Source organism: Labrenzia sp. THAF35, from assembly GCF_009363595.1.
GTDB lineage: Bacteria > Pseudomonadota > Alphaproteobacteria > Rhizobiales > Stappiaceae > Roseibium > Roseibium algicola.
Window position 1 is genome coordinate 976,762 of record NZ_CP045380.1, and the last position, 18,060, is coordinate 994,821.

16 protein-coding genes are annotated in these 18,060 nt (G+C 60.9%); 10 read left to right on the forward strand and 6 right to left on the reverse strand.

Going from position 1 to position 18,060, the window contains the following annotated elements; genetic code table 11:
* Positions 1-230 precede the first annotated feature (230 nt).
* Positions 231-1,697: a polyphosphate:AMP phosphotransferase gene (gene pap, locus FIU93_RS04500; protein WP_075283379.1), complete on the reverse strand. Its 1,467-nt coding sequence runs from the start codon at positions 1,695-1,697 to the stop codon at positions 231-233.
* Between pap and FIU93_RS04505 the strand changes: the two genes are divergently transcribed.
* From FIU93_RS04505 to sulP, 7 genes are all read left to right on the forward strand, one after another.
* Entirely contained in the window at positions 1,696-1,881 is a 186-nt protein-coding gene (locus FIU93_RS04505; RefSeq protein WP_139314197.1) for a hypothetical protein, read from the forward strand. The genes pap and FIU93_RS04505 overlap by 2 nt on opposite strands.
* A gap of 37 nt (positions 1,882-1,918) precedes the next feature.
* A complete protein-coding gene (locus FIU93_RS04510; RefSeq protein WP_152504938.1) occupies positions 1,919-3,994 on the forward strand; it encodes a bifunctional DedA family/phosphatase PAP2 family protein in 2,076 nt (691 codons plus the stop codon).
* 329 nt (positions 3,995-4,323) lie between these two features.
* Positions 4,324-4,752 carry a YeeE/YedE family protein gene (locus tag FIU93_RS04515; RefSeq protein WP_031268741.1) on the forward strand — a complete coding sequence of 143 codons (429 nt, stop codon included), beginning with the start codon at positions 4,324-4,326 and terminating at the stop codon, positions 4,750-4,752.
* 4 nt (positions 4,753-4,756) lie between these two features.
* Positions 4,757-5,191, forward strand: a complete 435-nt coding sequence (locus FIU93_RS04520) for a DUF6691 family protein (protein WP_062491082.1) — start codon at positions 4,757-4,759, stop codon at positions 5,189-5,191.
* A gap of 36 nt (positions 5,192-5,227) precedes the next feature.
* On the forward strand, positions 5,228-6,121 hold the full coding sequence (locus FIU93_RS04525) for an MBL fold metallo-hydrolase (RefSeq protein ID WP_152504939.1): 894 nt from the start codon (positions 5,228-5,230) through the stop codon (positions 6,119-6,121).
* 127 nt (positions 6,122-6,248) lie between these two features.
* Positions 6,249-7,919 carry a bifunctional protein tyrosine phosphatase family protein/NAD(P)/FAD-dependent oxidoreductase gene (locus tag FIU93_RS04530; protein WP_022999240.1) on the forward strand — a complete coding sequence of 557 codons (1,671 nt, stop codon included), beginning with the start codon at positions 6,249-6,251 and terminating at the stop codon, positions 7,917-7,919.
* Positions 7,920-8,011: 92 nt separating this feature from the next.
* Positions 8,012-9,796, forward strand: coding sequence for a sulfate permease (sulP, locus tag FIU93_RS04535; RefSeq protein WP_152504940.1), 1,785 nt, complete (start codon positions 8,012-8,014; stop codon positions 9,794-9,796).
* 149 nt (positions 9,797-9,945) lie between these two features.
* Here sulP and FIU93_RS04540 read toward each other — a convergent pair whose 3' ends face one another.
* The gene (locus tag FIU93_RS04540) at positions 9,946-10,428 is read right to left on the reverse strand and encodes a hypothetical protein (RefSeq protein WP_031268743.1); all 483 of its coding nucleotides are present in this window, start codon (positions 10,426-10,428) and stop codon (positions 9,946-9,948) included.
* A 136-nt stretch (positions 10,429-10,564) separates the two neighbouring features.
* On the opposite strand from FIU93_RS04540, the gene FIU93_RS04545 reads away from it, so the two are divergent.
* The 3 genes from FIU93_RS04545 (at position 10,565) to FIU93_RS04555 (ending at position 12,892) form a co-directional block, all read left to right on the forward strand.
* Positions 10,565-11,074 carry an MmcB family DNA repair protein gene (locus FIU93_RS04545; protein WP_031268744.1) on the forward strand — a complete coding sequence of 170 codons (510 nt, stop codon included), beginning with the start codon at positions 10,565-10,567 and terminating at the stop codon, positions 11,072-11,074.
* A 79-nt stretch (positions 11,075-11,153) separates the two neighbouring features.
* Complete coding sequence (locus tag FIU93_RS04550; protein ID WP_209010281.1) at positions 11,154-12,722, forward strand: deoxyribodipyrimidine photo-lyase; 1,569 nt, start codon at positions 11,154-11,156, stop codon at positions 12,720-12,722.
* A 2-nt stretch (positions 12,723-12,724) separates the two neighbouring features.
* Entirely contained in the window at positions 12,725-12,892 is a 168-nt protein-coding gene (locus tag FIU93_RS04555) for a DUF2256 domain-containing protein (RefSeq protein ID WP_152507496.1), read from the forward strand.
* Between the two features lie 80 nt (positions 12,893-12,972).
* On the opposite strand, the gene xylA is transcribed toward FIU93_RS04555, so the two are convergent.
* The 4 genes from xylA to FIU93_RS04575 form a co-directional block, all read right to left on the reverse strand.
* Positions 12,973-14,292, reverse strand: a complete 1,320-nt coding sequence (gene xylA, locus FIU93_RS04560; RefSeq protein ID WP_022999245.1) for a xylose isomerase — start codon at positions 14,290-14,292, stop codon at positions 12,973-12,975.
* A 25-nt stretch (positions 14,293-14,317) separates the two neighbouring features.
* Complete coding sequence (xylB, locus tag FIU93_RS04565; RefSeq protein ID WP_152504942.1) at positions 14,318-15,769, reverse strand: xylulokinase; 1,452 nt, start codon at positions 15,767-15,769, stop codon at positions 14,318-14,320.
* A 149-nt stretch (positions 15,770-15,918) separates the two neighbouring features.
* Positions 15,919-16,686, reverse strand: coding sequence for an ATP-binding cassette domain-containing protein (locus FIU93_RS04570; protein WP_006939086.1), 768 nt, complete (start codon positions 16,684-16,686; stop codon positions 15,919-15,921).
* Between the two features lie 24 nt (positions 16,687-16,710).
* Complete coding sequence (locus tag FIU93_RS04575; RefSeq protein ID WP_031268746.1) at positions 16,711-18,000, reverse strand: sugar ABC transporter permease; 1,290 nt, start codon at positions 17,998-18,000, stop codon at positions 16,711-16,713.
* Between the last annotated feature and the right edge of the window lie 60 nt (positions 18,001-18,060).

Genomic DNA, 18,060 nt, shown 5'->3' on the forward strand with positions numbered 1-18,060 from the left:
TGTCGGAATTTTGAGCGCGATCGACCGCCTTCCACACGGGTTCAAATGCCTGGCGATGCTTGCTGAGCAGCATTTTCGCCTGTCCCTTCAGCAATACGGTCCTCATCCTGAGGAAGCGAGTAGCGCTGTCTCGAAGGATGGCAGCATAATCCGGTACAAGCGGCCCATCCTTCGAGACGGACCTGACCGGTCCTCCTCAGGATGAGGGTCGTTTTGAAGTCTTTTTCTTCCTAAAGCTTCTCCTCCAGCCGGTCGCAGATCGTTTTCAGAACCTTGATCCGGGCATGGCGCTTGTCTTCGGAGGAGACCAGCGTCCAGGGGGCGTAGTGGGTTGATGTGCGATCGATCATGTCGCCGGCCGCGATGGCGTATTGGTCCCATTTCAGGCGATTGCGCCAGTCGTCATCCGTGATCTTGTGCTGCTTGTAGGCCGTGTCCTCGCGCGCCTTGAACCTGCGCAGCTGCTCGTCCTCGGAAATGGCGAGCCAGAATTTGCAGACAATGTAGCCAAAGTCCGTGAGTTCCTGCTCGAACTCGTTGATTTCATTGTAGGCGCGCAGCCAGTCGTCGTGTCCGGCGTAGCCTTCGACACGCTCCACCAGCACGCGTTCGTACCAGGACCGGTCGAAGATGGCGAAATGTCCCTTGGCCGGCACGCGCCGCCAGAAGCGCCACAGATAGGGGCGGGCCTTTTCCTCGTCGGTCGGTGCCGAGATCGGGTGAACCTTGTAGATGCGCGGATCGAGCGGACGGATCACCCTGCGTATCGCACCGCCCTTGCCGGCGGCATCATTGCCCTGAAACACCAGAACAACACCCGTCTTGGACAGGGACTTCATGTCCGACAGATCGGACAGTTGCTTCTGGTACTTGTCGCGAAGCTCTTCGTATTCCGACTTCTCCAGCTTTTCCGTCAGGTCGATGGTGTCGACCGCTGTTTCGCGCTTCAGCCCGCCGACCACGGGAGGTGCGGCAATCGAATGCGGTTCGCCGTCCTCCAGTTTCAGCTTCATGGCATTGGCAACCGTTTGTGCCAGCGCGGCATCGCGGTACTCGGGATCCTGCGAGGGGATGACAAACCAGGGCGCGTAGCCCTTGCTGGTTTCCAGAATGATCTTTTCGCCGGCCTCACTCGCCTTCTTGTGGTGCTTCAACGCTGCCCAGTCGGCCAGCACATGGCGCGCGGCATGTTTTTTCTCGATGTGCTTCAGCCGTTCTTCCTGTTCCTTCTTGGGCAGGTAGAACCAGAATTTCAGGATCAGCACATCCTCGTTGGCGAGCATTTCCTCAAACCGGCGGATCCGGGTCAGGGCCTTGTCGAACGCGTCCTCGTCGATCTTCTTGTAGATCCAGTCCCGCAGAACGGTCTGATACCAGCTCCCGAACACGATGGCCGTCTCGCCCTTGGGCGGCAGATCGCGCCAGTAGCGCCACAGCGGCGGGCGTAGCCGGGCCTCGTCCATCAATTCGCCATAGGCGTTGCAGACTAGATGGCGCGCATCCATCCAGCCATAGAGCCGAGCAACCGCTTCGCCCTTGCCCGCGCCATCCAGGCCATCAACCAGGATCATCGTCGAGAACGGCTGTTTCTCGACAACGGGCAGTTGGGCCGCCAGCAGCGCCTCGCGCAACTGCGGCTCCAGTTTCTTGAAGGTTTTCTTGTCCATGTTCTGCGGCAGGCGGGCGGATTCAAACATGAAGACCTCAAAAGAAAAGACGCACTGGCTGCATCTTGAAACACCCGCACTTAAAAAACCATCTCTTGCTTCAATGTTCCCGAATGGCAGGAGATTTCAATTTTTCGCTATCGGATGGAAGAAGGCGCAACTATATGAAGCGGTAACCGTTTGCTTCACGTCTTTGAAGGCACCCGGCATTTGACAGTTTTTCACTTTTCTCGACCAACACGACCGACCCCGTGACCGAATTTCTTGATCCTGTTCTGACCTTCATCGCGGAAAACCCGTCTCTGGCAGGTCTGATCTGTTTTCTGGCCGCCATGGGCGAAGCGCTGTTCCTGATCGGCCTTTTCGTGCCGACGACGGTGGTGCTGGTTGGCGCCGGAACGCTTGTCGGGCTCGGCAAGCTGGATCCCGTGCCACTGTTCATCTGGACGACCCTGGGAGCGACCGCAGGCGATGCGATTTCCTACTGGATCGGCTACACCTTCAAGGACAAGATCAAGACCATGTGGCCGCTGAACAAATATGCGGACATTGTGGAAAGCGGCGAGAATTTCTTCAAGAAACACGGCGGCAAGAGCGTCTTCATCGGCCGCTTCGTGCCTGGTGTAAAATCGGTGGTTCCAGGCATCGCCGGCATGGCCGGCATGAATTTCACCCGCTTTTCGGTGGTCAACGTCACCTCCGCATTCGCCTGGACGATCGTGCATATTGCCCCCGGTATCATTGCAGGTTCCGCACTTGATGCCATCGGCCAGATCAGCGGACGGCTGGCCCTGGTGCTCGGCGCTCTTCTGGTCATCGTCTTCCTGGCGGTGATGCTCGGCCGCTGGCTGATCCTGATTGTCCTGCCGCTGTTTCCCAACACCCATGCGGCCATCTTCAAACGCTTCGCCAAGCGTCAGGACCGGGTATCCCAATGGATCGCACGCAATTTCGACCCCGCGCATCCACGCTCGGCAGGCATGCTGGCCTCCGCGCTGATCCTGCTGATCTCCTTGCCGGCCTTCTTCTGGATTGTCGGAGAAATCGCCCCCGGCGAACCGATGGTGCGGGCCGACCTTGCCATCCTGAACCTGTTCGACAGCCTGCGCACGCCGGTCGGCGACCGGATCATGGTGTTCGTGACATCGCTCGGCGACGGGATCGTCGTTACCGCCGTCACCGTTGCGGTCGCCGCCTATCTGTTCCTGAGGAAAGCCTGGCGGCGCGGCATCGGCTTCGTCATCGCGATGGCCGGCACTGCCATGTTCGTGCCCCTGTTCAAGCTGATGCTGCATCGCTCGCGGCCGATCGAACTTTATGCGGGTGCCGACGCCTACAGTTTCCCCAGTGGCCATGCGACGCTGAACGCAGTGCTCTACGGCATTTGCGCCGTGTTGATCGCCCACGATCTCAGCCGTTGGGCCAAGGCCAGCATTTTCACCATCACCGCGACACTGGTCATTACCATCGGCTTTTCGCGTGTCTACCTTGGCGCCCACTGGATGTCGGACGTCCTGGCCGGACTGTTGTTCGGCATTGGTATGGTTTCCGCCTTCGCCTTCGTGTTCGGCCCGATCCACAACGAGAAGATCGGCCGGACGACACTTGCCGTCATCGTCGTTGCTACACTCGGCATCTTCGGCACCTGGCACCTTTCAGGTACCTATGACAAGGCACTTCAGATCTATGAGCCGCGCACCAACACCGAAGCGCTGACAGCAACGGGCTGGCTTGCAGGCGGTTGGCGGGCATTGCCTGCTGAGCGGATCGAACTGAATGGCGATACCGAGGAACCGCTGGTGATCCAGTACACCGGGTCCCTGGACCGCTTTGCCCAGGCTGCAGAAGCCGATGGCTGGCAGAAACCGCCGAAATGGTCCCTCTCGAGTGCAGGCGGGTTCGTGGAAGGCAAGACACCGCCGGATTCCCTGCCGATCCTGCCTCGAAGCCAGAACGGTCGCCAACCGTCTCTCGTTCTCATCCGCAAGGATCATTCCGCCGACGCAGACAAAAGCGGACGCTGGGTGCTTCGGCTCTGGCCGAGCCGCTATGCCATCCTGCAAGCGGGCAGCCTGCATCCGCTTTACCTCGGCAGCGTGGTACATGAGGATATCCTGCGCCCGATGGGCGAGTTTTCCGGTCCAAAAACGGATATCGAAACTCCGGACCCGACCGACAATCCGGCCCATCTGCTGCCTGGCGCGATAACGCGAAAGCGAGCGGACGGGACGGAAGTCGTGCTTGGCTTCAGCTATGGTCCGGTACCTCCGGCTGCGTCCGGGGTTCCCGCAAAAGATACGCCCGTGGCTGCACCGCAGGCTCAGTAATCTCGCCATCGCAGCAGTTCGGATCTGGTGCCTGCAACACGTTCCGGACCAGCCCCTTGCGCTGGTTTAGAGACGGTTGATCTGTTGAGCCTCCACACAACGCGGTCCCAAAAATGTCCTAATGGGCCGCCATTCTCTTGCGAGACATATTCGGATCAAGGCTTCGCTTTACGCCAAAAGACACCATTATTCCAGCGGGTTAGGCACCAATGGCCGAGTTTGTTTTTCGCGTGTCAGCTCCCCGGTCCCGGAAGCGCAATCGAAAATTACCCCTTGATACTTTTTTCGTATATTCATATATTTGAATATATCGTAATCAAGGGCACATCATGACTGACTTTACACCCCTTATGAGTTTCCTGGGTGGAACGCTGATCGGCGTTGCCACGGTTGCCCTGATGGCCGTGCTCGGGCGCATTGCCGGCATCAACGGCATTGCCAGCGGCTTTCTGACCACGCAGTTCAACCAGGACTGGGCCTGGCGCGCCGCCTTTCTGGCCGGCATGGTCGCCAGCCCGCTGATCATGCTTGGCGTAACCGGGCAGCTGCCGGAAATCACCGTGCCGTCCTCCCCGCTGCTGCTGGTGGTCGGCGGTTTTCTGACCGGTATCGGCACGACCTATGGTTCCGGCTGCACGAGCGGCCATGGTGTTTGCGGCATCTCGCGCCTGTCGGCACGGTCCATCGTGGCAACCGTCACGTTCATGGCAACCGCGGGTGTGACCGTCTACCTGACCCGCCACGTCTTTGGAGGATAACGGCATGAAACTTCTTTCCGCTTTTGCCATTGGCCTCCTCTTCGGCTGCGGCATCCTGATCTCGGGCATGGGCGACCCTGCCAAGGTTCTGAACTTCTTCGATGTGGCTGGCACCTGGGACCCGAGCCTTGCCTTCGTGATGGGTGGTGCGCTGCTTGTCACGGCCATCGGCTATCGTCTGGTCTTCCGGATGAACACGCCGCTGCTTGCACAGGGCTTCAACCTGCCTTCGAGAACCGATCTCGACGCCAAACTGATCGGCGGCTCCGCAGTTTTCGGCATCGGCTGGGGCCTGAGCGGTTTCTGTCCGGGTGGTCTCGTTCCGGTGCTGGGTCTGGGCATGGAGCCTCTGCTGACCGCCGGTGCTATCGTTGCCGGCATCTTGACCGCAAGATGGATGATCGCCCTCGGCCATCGCCAGCAACCCGCAAAAGCCTGACCCGGCTCGGCCGGCAAAAACAAACGGGAGATTGTTATGAGCAACTCAAACTATCCGGTCGACATGGGTGTCAAACCTGACGTCACACCCTTTTTCGATCCGGCCACCAACACGATCAGCTACGTGGTCAAGGACCCGGCTTCCAACGCCTGCGCCGTTATCGACAGCGTGATGGATATCGACTACGCCGCCGGCCGCATCACCTATGACCATGCCGATCAGATCATCGCCTATATCCGCGAGAAGGATCTTAAGCTGGAATGGCTGATCGAGACACATGTTCATGCCGATCACCTGTCGGCAGCGCCGTATATCCAGCAGAAACTGGGTGGCAAGCTGGGCATCGGCGACAAGATCACCGTCGTCCAGGAAACCTTCGGCAAGGTGTTCAACGAAGGCACGGAGTTCCAGCGCGACGGCAGCCAGTTCGACCGCCTGTTCCGTGACGGGGACGTCTATCAGATCGGCGAGCTGACCGCCTTTGCCATGTATACGCCCGGCCACACTCCGGCGTGCATGGTGCATGTGATGGGCGATGCCGCCTTCGTCGGCGATACGCTGTTCATGCCGGATGGTGGCTCGGCCCGTGCCGATTTCCCGGGCGGTGATGCGGCAACGCTTTACGACAGCATCCAGAAGGTGCTGGCCCTGCCGGACGACATGCGCCTGTTCATGTGCCACGACTATGGCCCGAACGGCCGCGACATCCAGTGGGAGACCACGGTGGGTGCCGAGAAGGAACACAACATCCACGTCGGTGGCGGCAAGACGAAAGAAGAATTCGTCAAGTTCCGCACGGAACGCGATGCCCAGCTCGACATGCCGAAGCTGATCATCCCCTCGCTGCAGGTAAACATGCGCGCCGGCAAGCTGCCGCCCGCGGATGAAAGCGGCAAGACCTTCCTGAAAGTGCCGGTCAACGGCCTCTGATCGAGGCCATTGAACGGCCCCTCTAGCAGAACCGAAGCAGGCGGCTGATCCCCGTGTATCCACGCGAGGCGGGCGTCTGCAGAAAATCGGTCGAGACTTCATCGCCGGGAGGAGGCGGACAGGACCCATGAAAGCAATCAATTCCCAGATATCGGTAGCTCCCCAGGTAAAACCCGAGGACATGGCCGACTTTGCACAACAGGGCTTTCGCTCGGTGATCTGCAATCGCCCCGACGGGGAAGGTGCCGACCAGCCCTCGTTCGAGGAAATCGAAGCGGCTGCCGGCAAGCTCGGTATGGAAGCGCGGTATCTGCCCATCGTTGCCGGCAAGGTGGGCGATACGGATGCCGAAGAATTCGGGCGGTTGATGGAAAGCCTGCCGAAACCGATCCTGGCCTATTGCCGGACCGGTACGCGCTCGGCAACGCTCTGGTCGTTGTCCCAGGCCGAAAAGCTGCCGCTCTCCGACATCCTCTCCAAAACCAAGGCCGCCGGCTACGACATGGCTGGCGTGGTGCGGCGCATCGCCAACGGCGGCCGCACACCGACCGAAACTGCCGAGGATGCGCGTTTCGACGTCGTCATCGTGGGCGGTGGCGCGGCCGGCATCTCGGTGGCTTCCAGTCTGCTTTCCCGCAAGTCGGACCTGGAAATCGCCATCATCGACCCAGCAGACGTTCACTACTACCAGCCCGGCTGGACGATGGTCGGCGGCGGTATCTTCGAGGCCTCGGACACCGCCAAGACCATGGGCTCCCTCATTCCGAAGGGCGTTCACTGGATCAAGTCGGCTGTCGCCGCCTTCGAACCAAAGGACAATGCCGTCGTTCTGGACGGCTGCCGAGTGGTCAAATACGGGCGGCTGGTGGTCTGCCCGGGCCTGAAGCTCGACTGGCACAAGGTCGAAGGCCTTGTTGACACGCTCGGCAAGAATGGCGTGACGTCCAACTATCGATACGACATGGCTCCCTACACCTGGCACCTGGTGCAGACCATGAAGGCAGGGCGGGCGCTGTTCACCCAGCCGCCCATGCCGATCAAATGCGCCGGTGCGCCGCAAAAGGCCATGTATCTTTCGGCAGACCACTGGCTGAAGTCCGGCACTCTGGACAAGATCGACATCCAGTTCATGAATGCCGGCGGCGTGCTGTTCGGCGTGAAGGACTATGTGCCTGCGCTGATGGACTACGTGAAGCGATACGATGCCGGCCTGAACTTCTTCCACAATCTGGTTGCCGTCGACGGGCCTGGCAAAAAGGCCGTCTTCGAGGTGAAGGAACCGGAAAAGGATCCACGCCAGGTGGAAGTCGAGTTCGACATGATGCATGTGACGCCCCCGCAGACAGCACCCGATTTCATTCGCGTCTCGCCGCTGGCAGATGCCGCCGGCTGGGTCGATGTCGACCAGTCCACGCTGCGCCACAAGACCTTCGACAACATCTGGTCGCTCGGCGATGTGATGAATGCGCCGAATGCCAAGACGGCCGCGGCTGCGCGCAAACAGGCTCCGGTGGTCGCGGAAAACATCGTTTCCGATATCGCAGGGCACAGCGCGACGGCCCAATATGACGGCTACGGCTCCTGCCCGCTCACCGTTGAACGTGGCAAGATCGTCCTGGCCGAGTTCGGCTACGGTGGAACGCTGTTGCCGAGCTTCCCGCGTTGGCTGGTGGACGGGACCAAGCCAACGCGCACCGCATGGCTCCTGAAGGAGCGAATCCTGCCTCCCATTTACTGGCGTGCCATGTTGCGCGGCAAGGAATGGCTGGCCAAGCCGGAAAAAGTATCGGCAGCATAACAAGCCCGGAAAACCGGCCCATCGTACCAACCTGCAACTCGAGCCGGTTTCCCGGCTCGAGTTTTTACCAGCCCCGACAAAGGCCAAGAAAAATGATCCGCCTAAAGCGCTATCTGCCCATTCTCGACTGGGGCAAAAGCTATGACAGGGAAACGGCGACAAACGATCTCGTTGCGGCGGTGATCGTGACGATCATGCTGATCCCGCAGTCTCTTGCTTATGCGCTTCTGGCTGGTCTGCCGCCCGAAGTCGGCCTTTATGCATCCATCCTGCCGCTTGTCGCCTACGCCCTGTTCGGCACCAGCCGTGCGCTGGCCGTCGGGCCGGTTGCCGTGGTCTCGCTGATGACGGCTTCCGCCGTTGGCGAACTGGCCAGGCAGGGCACCCCGGAATATCTGGGTGCCGCCATCATTCTCGCTTTCCTGTCCGGCCTGATGCTGATCGCCATGGGTCTGTTCCGGCTCGGCTTCCTGGCGAACCTCCTGAGCCATCCGGTGATTTCCGGCTTCATCACCGCGTCGGGCCTGCTGATTGCGTCCAGCCAGCTCAAGCACATCCTCGGCGTCAAGGCGAACGGGCATACGCTTTACGAAATCCTCGGCTCCATCCTGCAGCACCTTGGCGAGATCAACTGGATCACCTTCGCAATCGGCGTATCGGCCACGGCTTTCCTCTTCTGGGTGCGCAAAGGCCTGAAAAAGCTGCTGCTTGGTATGGGAATGAAACCGTTTTTTGCCGATATCCTGACCAAGGCCGGGCCGGTGGCAGCCGTAGCGGTGACCACGATCCTGTCCGCCGTCTTTCAACTCGGCGAGAAAGGCGTGCGTGTTGTCGGCGACATTCCCTCCGGCCTGCCGGTGCCGCATCTGCCAGCCTTCGACAGCGAGTTGTGGCTGGCGCTTGCCGGTCCCGCGCTGCTGATTTCGGTCATCGGTTTTGTGGAATCCGTTTCCGTTGCGCAGACGCTGGCAGCCAAGAAGCGTCAGCGGATCGAGCCGGATCAGGAGCTGATCGGCCTCGGCGCCTCCAACATTGCCTCCGCCATTTCCGGTGGCTATCCGGTCACCGGCGGGTTCGCCCGCTCGGTCGTCAATTTCGATGCCGGGGCAGCGACCCCGGCGGCTGGTGCCTTCACCGCCGTCGGCATTGCGCTGGCCACCTTGTTCCTGACCCCGCTGCTGACGCATCTGCCACAGGCAACTCTGGCCGCCACCATCATCGTTGCCGTGCTGTCGCTCGTCGATCTCGGCGCGATCAAGCGGACCTTCGCCTATTCCAAGAGCGATTTCGCAGCCATGGCCGCGACGATCCTGATCACCCTGTTCTTCGGTGTCGAGCCGGGCGTAGTGACCGGCGTTGCCCTGTCGATCGCGCTTTATCTCTACCGCAGCAGCCGGCCACATATGGCAATTGTCGGTGTCGTGCCGGGAACCGAGCACTTCCGCAATGTAGACCGGCACGCCGTGGTGACGGGTGACCGGGTGCTGACGCTACGGGTCGATGAAAGCCTGTTCTTTGCCAATTCGCGGTTTCTGGAAGACCGGATCTATGCACTGGTGGCCGAAAAGCCCGATATCGAACACGTGGTGCTGATGTGCCCGGCCGTGAACGAGATCGACGCCAGTGCCCTGGAGAGCCTTGAGGAAATCAACCACCGCCTGTCGGATTCCGGTGTTTCCTTCCACCTTTCGGAGGTGAAGGGACCGGTGATGGACCGACTGAAGCGGACCGATTTCCTGAAACATTTGAGCGGGCAGGTGTTCCTCAGCCAGTATGACGCCCTGTGCACGCTCGACCCGCTGACGGCGCATATCTCGGAAAGCCGCACGCCGAAGAAGACCGCGAAGTCGAACCTGTGGAGCGGGCCGGAGATCTGATCCGGCTCTGGCTATTTTGCTGTGAGAGGGTCGAACTGGTTGTTACCGCATTTCTGTCTGATCCACCGCTCCTCAGGATGAGGCATTTTTTGCTGTCAGGCGCTTGAGGCAGAGAGCCGCTCGCCCTCAAACCAACCAACAAAAAGGCATCAGTTGCTGTTTGACGACTGGAGGATCGGCACGATCTTCTCGCAGAAGCGGAAATGGACCGGCGGCTTCTCGCCTTCCTGAACCATGAGCCCTTCGGTGCCACGGGGCTGAACGGTGACCAGTTCGATCGCCTCGCCGCCATCCGTCAGCAGGCAATTGATGGCCGCACGCTGGGTCATCTTGCCGCTCTTTTCAGCTCCATAGACCTGGCAGATACGCCCCGGGGTTTCCAGAAGGCCGCGGTAGATGGCCAGCGTCGAGCCGGGTGCGCTTCGGTCGATCCGTGGAGCCGGACAATCCTGCAGTTCCCGCACCCATATGCCTTGCGCGAAATCCGCAAAACGCAGATCCAGTGCCCGCCCTTGCAGAAGGGGTGCGGATTTCGGCACCTGGAACATCAGGTCTCCCTTGCCTGCAAGCGCAGGCCCGCACGCAAACGCCAGTGCAACGCCCAACAAGGCATTTCGTGTGAAACCGTTCAACCGCTACCCCCTCCCGGAGTGACAAGATCCAACCGGATTATCCGATGCGCCGAAACATCGCGCAAGTTGGCAGGAAAGGTCAATGTCGCCAACGGCAAAACTTGCAAAAAACGAACAAATGTGGAACAAAATGCGCATGGAACCCGATCATCAGCCACTAGCGGGGCGGATTCAGCTGGATGACCCGCTCAAGGACGGACGTCAGTCGGAAACCGCACTGAAGGTCTGGCGCGGGGCCGCGCGGCTGTTGCGACAACTCGATTTCGCCTGCCTGCCGGAAGTTACCCTTGCCTCCGCCCGGCGGGCGGACCTCCTGGCGCTTGGGCCGAAACATGAGCTCTGGATAGTCGAGGTCAAATCCTCGATTGCCGATTTCCGGGCGGATACCAAGTGGCCGGACTACCGCCTTCATTGCGACCGGCTCTATTTCGCAACGCATCCGGACGTCCCGCTGGAGATCTTTCCCGAGGAGGCCGGGCTGATTGTTTCCGACGGCTTCGGGGCGGAGATCCTGCGCGAAGCACCGGAACACAAGCTGGCGGCAGCGACCCGGAAATCGGTAACCCATCGTTTCGCCCGCCATGCTGCACACCGCCTGCACAACCTGTCAGACCCGGACGGCGCACAGATCTTCAACCGGTTCTGACAAACGCTTCCGGCACAAATCCAACGCCCTGTTCACGCGTATCAAGGAAGAACGCCTTCCTGGACGGGAACAGAATGTCGTGACGAAAACCATCCAGATCGTCTGGTTCAAGAAGGACCTGAGGATTGAGGACAATGCAGCGCTCAAACGGGCAAGCCTTCACGGTCCGGTACTGCCGCTCTACGTCATCGAACCCGACCTCTGGCAACAGCCCGACATGGCCGGACGCCACTATGCGTTTTTGCTGGAATGCCTTTCCGAATTGAGACGAGACCTGGCAGCAGTTGGCCAGCCGCTGGTCATCCGCACGGGCGAGGTTACCGAGGTTCTCGGTGCCTTCTTGCGATCAAACGGAGTTGCCGGGCTCTGGTCACATGAAGAGACGGGAAACGACTGGACGTTTGCCCGGGACAAGCGTGTTGCCGCCTGGTGCAGGGCTCAGGGAATTCCCTGGACGGAGTGCCGGCAAACCGGCGTAATTCGACGCCTTCAAACACGGGACGGCTGGGCCGCGCATTGGGACCGCTTCATGGCAGAAGCGCCTGTCGATCCACCCCGCTTGTCGCCGCTTGCCGAAAGCAATCCCGGTATCGATCTCGGCAAGCCTCCAGCAGCATCGGAACTGGGTTTGCCCAACGACCATTGCCCGAACCGGCAGCGCGGCGGGCGGTCCCCTGCACAGTCAACTCTGCACAGCTTCCTGTTTCAGCGCGGCAAGCCTTATCGGGCTGCCATGGCGACGCCGGTGAAGGCCTTCGATGCCTGCTCCCGTCTTTCGCCATATCTGGCATTCGGTTCGTTGTCGCTGCGCGAGGTAACCCAGGCGACCTGGAGCCGCCAGCGTGATCTGAAGGGTTCGGAGTTTCCCGGCCGCAGCACGTGGCAGGCAGCCATGCGGTCCTTTTCGGGCCGCCTTCACTGGCACTGCCATTTCATGCAGAAGCTTGAAGACGAACCCTCTCTGGAGTTCCGCAACCTGCACCCCGCCTACGAGGGGCTTCGACCGGCCCAGCCTGACCGAGAACGGCTTGAAGCCTGGCAGAAAGGGGAGACGGGCCTGCCCTTTGTCGATGCCTGCATGCGAGCACTCGCGGCCACCGGATGGATGAATTTTCGAATGCGGGCAATGCTGATGGCAGTTGCCAGCTATCATCTGTGGCTGGACTGGCGAGCACCGGGCCTGCATCTGGCGCGGCTATTCACCGATTATGAACCCGGCATTCACTGGCCGCAGGTGCAGATGCAATCGGGAACCACCGGGATCAACACCATCCGGATCTACAATCCGGTGAAGCAGGGTCTCGATCAGGACCCGGAGGGTCTGTTCGTTAGACGGTGGGTGCCGGAGCTGAAGGACATTGCGACCGCGCATGTTCACGAACCCTGGAAGGCAGATAACGCAGGCAAGGTTCTGGGCAAATGCTATCCCTTCCCGGTCGTCGATTATCTCGAGGCGGCGCGCGAGGCGCGGGACAAGGTCTGGGCTGTACGGAAGGGACAAGCATTCCGCGGGGCAGCGGCAGATATCCAATCGAAACACGGCAGCCGGAAAAGCGGGATTGCAATGCGCGGCCAGGAGAAAGCCCGGCGCGGCAGGAAACCGCGGATCAAACCCGACCAGGCAGACCTTTTCGGGCCAAATTCATGAAAATGCGCAAGAAAGAGGATCTGCCGGTAAAGCTCTGTGCCACTTGCGGACGCCCCTTCACCTGGCGTCGAAAATGGGCCCGTGACTGGGAAGAGGTGCGCCATTGCTCCGAACGCTGCAGGCGCAACAAGGACGCGAAACAAGGGACTTCATCGGAAATGCGCAGCTGAGGCAGTCTGCCAACCAAGCGGTCAGTCGAATTAAGGAGGTCACGGTGCCCGTGACCTCCGTTCTTGTGTGCAGGCGGTCCTCAGACGAACAGGTTGACCAGGCTTTCCAGGTATTCCTGCTTGCCGGATTTCGGCTGCGGTTCCAGGTCGGCCTTGTGGACGCGCTCGGCCAATGTCTCGAGCGAGGAACCACCCTTGAGGATGTCGGCGTTTTCCGGCTTCTGCCAGCCGGCATAACGGTCATCAACGAAGCCCTTCAGTCGGCCGTCCTCGATCATGGCTGCCGCGGCCTTCAGACCGCGGGCAATCGCGTCGGCTGAGCCGACGTGCGCCTGGATCAGATCGACCGGGTCGAGTGACTGGCGACGCAGCTTGGCGTCGAAGTTAGTGCCGCCGGTGGTGAAGCCGCCCGCCATCAGGATCTCGTAGTAGGCGAGCGCCAGTTCCGGCACGTTCATGCCGAAGTGGTCGGTATCCCAGCCGCACTGATAGTCGTTGCGGTTCATGTCGACGGACCCGAAGATGCCGAGCGAACGGGCCATGTGCAGTTCGTGCTCGAACGAGTGACCGGCCAGAATGGCGTGGCCCTGCTCGATGTTCATCTTGACGTCGTTTTCCAGCCCATAGGCCTTCAGGAAGCCATAGACGGTGGCGACGTCGTAGTCGTACTGGTGCTTGGACGGCTCCTGCGGCTTCGGCTCGATCAGGATCGTGCCCTTGAAGCCGATCTTGTGCTTGTACTCGACCACCATGTTGAGGAAGCGGCCGAACTGGTCCAGCTCCTGTTTGATGTTGGTGTTGAGCAGGGTCTCGTAACCTTCGCGGCCACCCCAGAGCACATAGTTCTCACCACCGAGGCGATAGGTGACGTCCATTGCGTTCTTCACCTGTGCGGCGGCATAGGCGAAGACGTCCGGATCCGGATTTGTGGCCGCACCGCCCATGAAGCGGCGGTTGGAGAACATGTTGGCCGTGCCCCAAAGGAGCTTGATGCCGGTGTCGGCCATCTTCTTTTCGAAGATGTCGGCAATCGCGTTCACATTGGCATTGCTTTCGGCAAGCGTCCGGCCTTCCGGCGCAACGTCGCGGTCATGGAAGGTGAAGAACGGCATGCCCAGGATCTGGAACATCTCGAAGGCAACGTCTGCCTTCAGTTTGGCCTGTTCCATCGGATCGCCGCCAGCCGCCATCCAGGATCGGTTGAAGGTTTCGCCGCCGAACGGATCAGACCCCGGCCAGCAGAAGCTGTGCCAGTAACACACGGCAAGACGCAGATGGTCTTCCATGCGTTTGCCGAGGACGACCTCGTCCTTGTTGTAGTGACGATAGCTCAGCGGCTCGGTGCTTGCCGGCCCGGTGTATTGGATCGGCTGAAGATCGCCGAAGAACCCAGTGCTCATGTTGTCATCTCCTTGAATATGTTTCCTAAAAGCCGGCTTGTTTGAGCGCCGGATAAAGCTTGCGCCAGCGCTCGTAGCCTTCGGCATATCTTTGTGTGAGGGCCGGCACCGGATCGATGCTGGCCTTGAGGGCGGGCTTGGTGAAAATGCCCTCGGTGCTACCGAGCGCGGCGGCCTGACCGAGCCTGGCCGCGCCAAGCGAGCCGCCGAAGTCGCCATCCACCGGAACGTCGACCGGAACATTGAGCAGGCTGGCGATGATCTCCAGCCAGACCGTCGAGCGAGACCCGCCGCCGACCGCCAGAACGCGTTCGATACCGGTGCCGGCAACGCTGAGCGCTTCCAGGCAGTCCTTCAGCGCAAAGGCGACACCGTCGAGTACCGCGTGGCAGAGTTCGGCATCGTCGGTTCCGTGGGAAATGCCGAAGAAGCCGGCGCGGATGTCGACGTCGTTGTGCGGCGTCCGTTCGCCGCCGAGATAAGGCATGAAGGAAACGGGCGAAGGCCCTTCCAAATTGCCAACCAGACCGGTGAGTTCACCCGGATTGCGCTTCAGTACCTTTGCGAGCCAGTTGAGGCTGTCGGTTGCCGAAAGGATCACCCCCATCTGGTGCCAGGTGTCCGGCACGGCATGGCAGAAGGCGTGAACCGCGCTGTCGACGTTGGGCGAGAAGCGGTCGTTGGTCACGAACAGCACGCCGGAGGTCCCGAGCGAGACAAAGGCCGAGCCTGGATCGACCGCACCGACACCGCAGGCAGATGCGGCATTGTCGCCGCCGCCGCCGGCCACCACCGGAGCGGCGTCGAAACCCCAGCGGCCACAAAGATCCGCCTTGAGTGTGCCCGAGCTTTCGGAGCCTTCGACAAGGCGCGGCATGTTCTCACGGGTGAGGCCCGTGGCGGCCAGAAGCGCGTCGCTCCAGTCGCGTCTGGCGACATCCAGCCAGAGCGTTCCGGCAGCATCGGACATTTCGCCGACGTACTCGCCCGTCAGCTTGAAACGGACATAGTCCTTGGGCAGCAGAACCATGGTGGTTCTGGCGAAGATTTCCGGCTCGTTCTCGCGCACCCACTGCAGCTTCGGCGCAGTGAAGCCCGGCATCACCCGGTTGCCGCCGAGCGTCAGGAATTTCGGTTCGGCCGTTTCCAGTTCCGAGCATTGCTTGCCCGACCTGCCGTCGTTCCACAGGATGCAGGGGCGCAGCGGCTTACCGGTGGCATCCAGAAGCGTGGCGCCGTGCATATGGCCGGACAAGCCGATGCCACGCACCGCGGCCATGGCCTTCGGCGCTTCCGCCTTGAGCGCGTCCAGAACGGTTTCGCAAGCCCGCCACCAGCTGTCCGGGTCCTGTTCCGACCAGCCCGGATGGGGACGCTGGACCGTCAACTCCGCGGTTGCCGATGCGATCAGGGACTGGTCCTCACCAAGAAGAATGGCTTTGACCGAACTGGTACCGATATCGAGGCCGATATACATGAGGTGCGTTCCTCAAAAACAATCAAAAAGAATGCCGATGGCCCGTGACCGGGTGTCGGCATGAGGGTCCACACCGTCCGAACAGGGCCAGGCCAACTGTTCAAACCATGAGGAAGTCCCGCGGGCAAGAGCCCGCGGGTCCTGTCGGTTTATCCGACCACTGTATCGTCCACAAGAGCACCTGGACCCGGGATCGCCCCTTCCGGGCATTTACCCAGAATGATCATGCCGAGCACGTCGTCATCAGTGACGTCGGTCGTGCGGGCGGTGCCGACTAGCTGACCGTTCTTCATGACCGCGATACGGTCGCAAAGCTGGAAAACGTCGTGGATGTCGTGGCTGATCAGGAAGATGCCAAGGCCCTGTTTCTTCAGTTCCTGGATGAGTTCAGCCACCATCTGCGTTTCATGCACGCCAAGCGCGGCGGTCGGTTCGTCCATGATCAGGATCTTGGCGTTGAAATAGACCGCGCGGGCAATGGCCACCGACTGGCGCTGACCGCCCGACAGGGCTTTCACCGGCGCATGGAACTTTTTGAAGTTCGGGTTGAGCCGGCCCATGATCTTGCGGGTTTCCGCTTCCATGGCATCGTCGTCGACAAAGCCGAGCGGCGAGGTCAGTTCACGGCCGAGGAACAGGTTGGACGCGGCATCGAGATTATCCGCCAGAGCAAGCGTCTGGTAGATGGTCTCGATGTTCTGCGCCCGCGCGTCGCGCGGCGAGTGAATGTGCACTTCCTTGCCGTTGATGCGGATTTCGCCGCTGTCGGCCTTGTAGGCACCGGAAAGGATCTTGATCAGGGTCGACTTGCCGGCACCGTTGTGGCCAAGCAGACCCACGACTTCACCCGGATAAAGATCGACAGAGACATGATCCACGGCCTGCACCCCGCCGAAGGAGATGCACATGTCTTTCATTTCTACGAGAGGCGCGTCCATGTCTCAGTCTCCCGTGCGCTTGCGATAGATGATGTCGACGAGGACGGCGATGACGAGCACGGTGCCCACGACGATATTCTGCAGCGGGGCGTCGACGCCGACCATGGCCATGCCCGACTGCAATGACTGCATGATCAGCGCGCCCAGGATGGCGCCGTAGATCGTGCCGACACCGCCGGCAAGCGCGGTGCCGCCGATCACTGCCGCGGCGATGACCCTGAGTTCGTCCAGCGTGCCGATGTCGTTGGTCGAAAAGCCGAGGCGTGCGGCCGCGACGGCGGCTGCGAGCGCGCTGAGGCCGCCCATGATGGCAAACACCTTGACGGTCAGAAACCTGGTGTTGATGCCGGAGAGCTCCGCGGCATCCGGATTCCCGCCGGTTGCGAAGATGTAGCGTCCGAGACGGGTGCGGCGCGCGACGATGGTCATGACGACGGTAACCACGATCAGGAGCAGCACCGAGTAGGGAATGCCGTAGCCCATGACCAGGCCTTCCGGCATGGTTTCGCCCCGGGCCTCGAAGATCCGCTCAAGACGGGCGGTGGGAATGTCATAGGCATTCAGCACCCAGACGAACCCGAGAATTGCCCCGGTCGTGATGACACCCATGGTGACTTCCGCCCAGCCGGGTTTGACCGGGAACCCATGCGCAGCCTTGCGGCGGCGCGAGGAGACCTGCATCCACAGCGCAACGGCGACGGCCAGAACGCCGAAGATCCACGATCCCGTTTCGCCCATGGTGCCGCCGATACCGCCGATCATGGTGAAGGTTTCATCGAGCGGGCCGATGGTCTGACCGGAGGTGATGAACCAGGCAACGTTGCGCCAGACCAGGAGGCCACCAAGCGTCACGATGAAGGCCGGAATGCCGAGATAACCGACCATCCAGCCCTGGAAGGCACCGATCAGCACACCAACAACCACACCGGCCAAAATGGCCAGGATCCAGATAGCCGGATTGCCGAGGCCGAGCAGCGGCGGCAGGACATCCGTCTGGACAACCGCCATGACCGCCGCAACGGTCGCCAGAACGGAGCCGACGGACAGATCGATGTGGCGGGTGACGATAACGAACACCATACCGGTGGCCATGATGGCAACGGACACGGTCTGGATCGTCAGGTTGAAGATGTTGCGCGGCGTCAGGAACCGGCCATCCGTAATCACATTGAACACCAGGCACAGGACGATGAACGCCCCGATCATGCCGAGAAGCCGTGTGTCCAGCTGCAATGCGGCAAACAAGTTTCGTGCTGTCGGGCTTTTGGGCCCTGACAGTGCGGTGTCAGACATAGAGGTTACTCCTGCTTGGAGACCATTACGCTTACGCATCGGGTGGCCCATCCCGGGGAG

Bases quoted from the DNA above. Each gene is read 5' to 3' on its own strand.
- FIU93_RS04505 (WP_139314197.1), top strand. From the start codon at position 1,696: ATGAAGACCTCAAAAGAAAAGACGCACTGGCTGCATCTTGAAACACCC.
- pap (WP_075283379.1), bottom strand. From the start codon at position 1,697: ATGTTTGAATCCGCCCGCCTGCCGCAGAACATGGACAAGAAAACCTTC.
- FIU93_RS04515 (WP_031268741.1), top strand. From the start codon at position 4,324: ATGACTGACTTTACACCCCTTATGAGTTTCCTGGGTGGAACGCTGATC.
- FIU93_RS04520 (WP_062491082.1), top strand. From the start codon at position 4,757: ATGAAACTTCTTTCCGCTTTTGCCATTGGCCTCCTCTTCGGCTGCGGC.
- FIU93_RS04525 (WP_152504939.1), top strand. From the start codon at position 5,228: ATGAGCAACTCAAACTATCCGGTCGACATGGGTGTCAAACCTGACGTC.
- FIU93_RS04530 (WP_022999240.1), top strand. From the start codon at position 6,249: ATGAAAGCAATCAATTCCCAGATATCGGTAGCTCCCCAGGTAAAACCC.
- sulP (WP_152504940.1), top strand. From the start codon at position 8,012: ATGATCCGCCTAAAGCGCTATCTGCCCATTCTCGACTGGGGCAAAAGC.
- FIU93_RS04545 (WP_031268744.1), top strand. From the start codon at position 10,565: ATGGAACCCGATCATCAGCCACTAGCGGGGCGGATTCAGCTGGATGAC.
- FIU93_RS04555 (WP_152507496.1), top strand. From the start codon at position 12,725: ATGCGCAAGAAAGAGGATCTGCCGGTAAAGCTCTGTGCCACTTGCGGA.
- xylA (WP_022999245.1), bottom strand. From the start codon at position 14,292: ATGAGCACTGGGTTCTTCGGCGATCTTCAGCCGATCCAATACACCGGG.
- xylB (WP_152504942.1), bottom strand. From the start codon at position 15,769: ATGTATATCGGCCTCGATATCGGTACCAGTTCGGTCAAAGCCATTCTT.
- FIU93_RS04570 (WP_006939086.1), bottom strand. From the start codon at position 16,686: ATGAAAGACATGTGCATCTCCTTCGGCGGGGTGCAGGCCGTGGATCAT.
- FIU93_RS04575 (WP_031268746.1), bottom strand. From the start codon at position 18,000: ATGTCTGACACCGCACTGTCAGGGCCCAAAAGCCCGACAGCACGAAAC.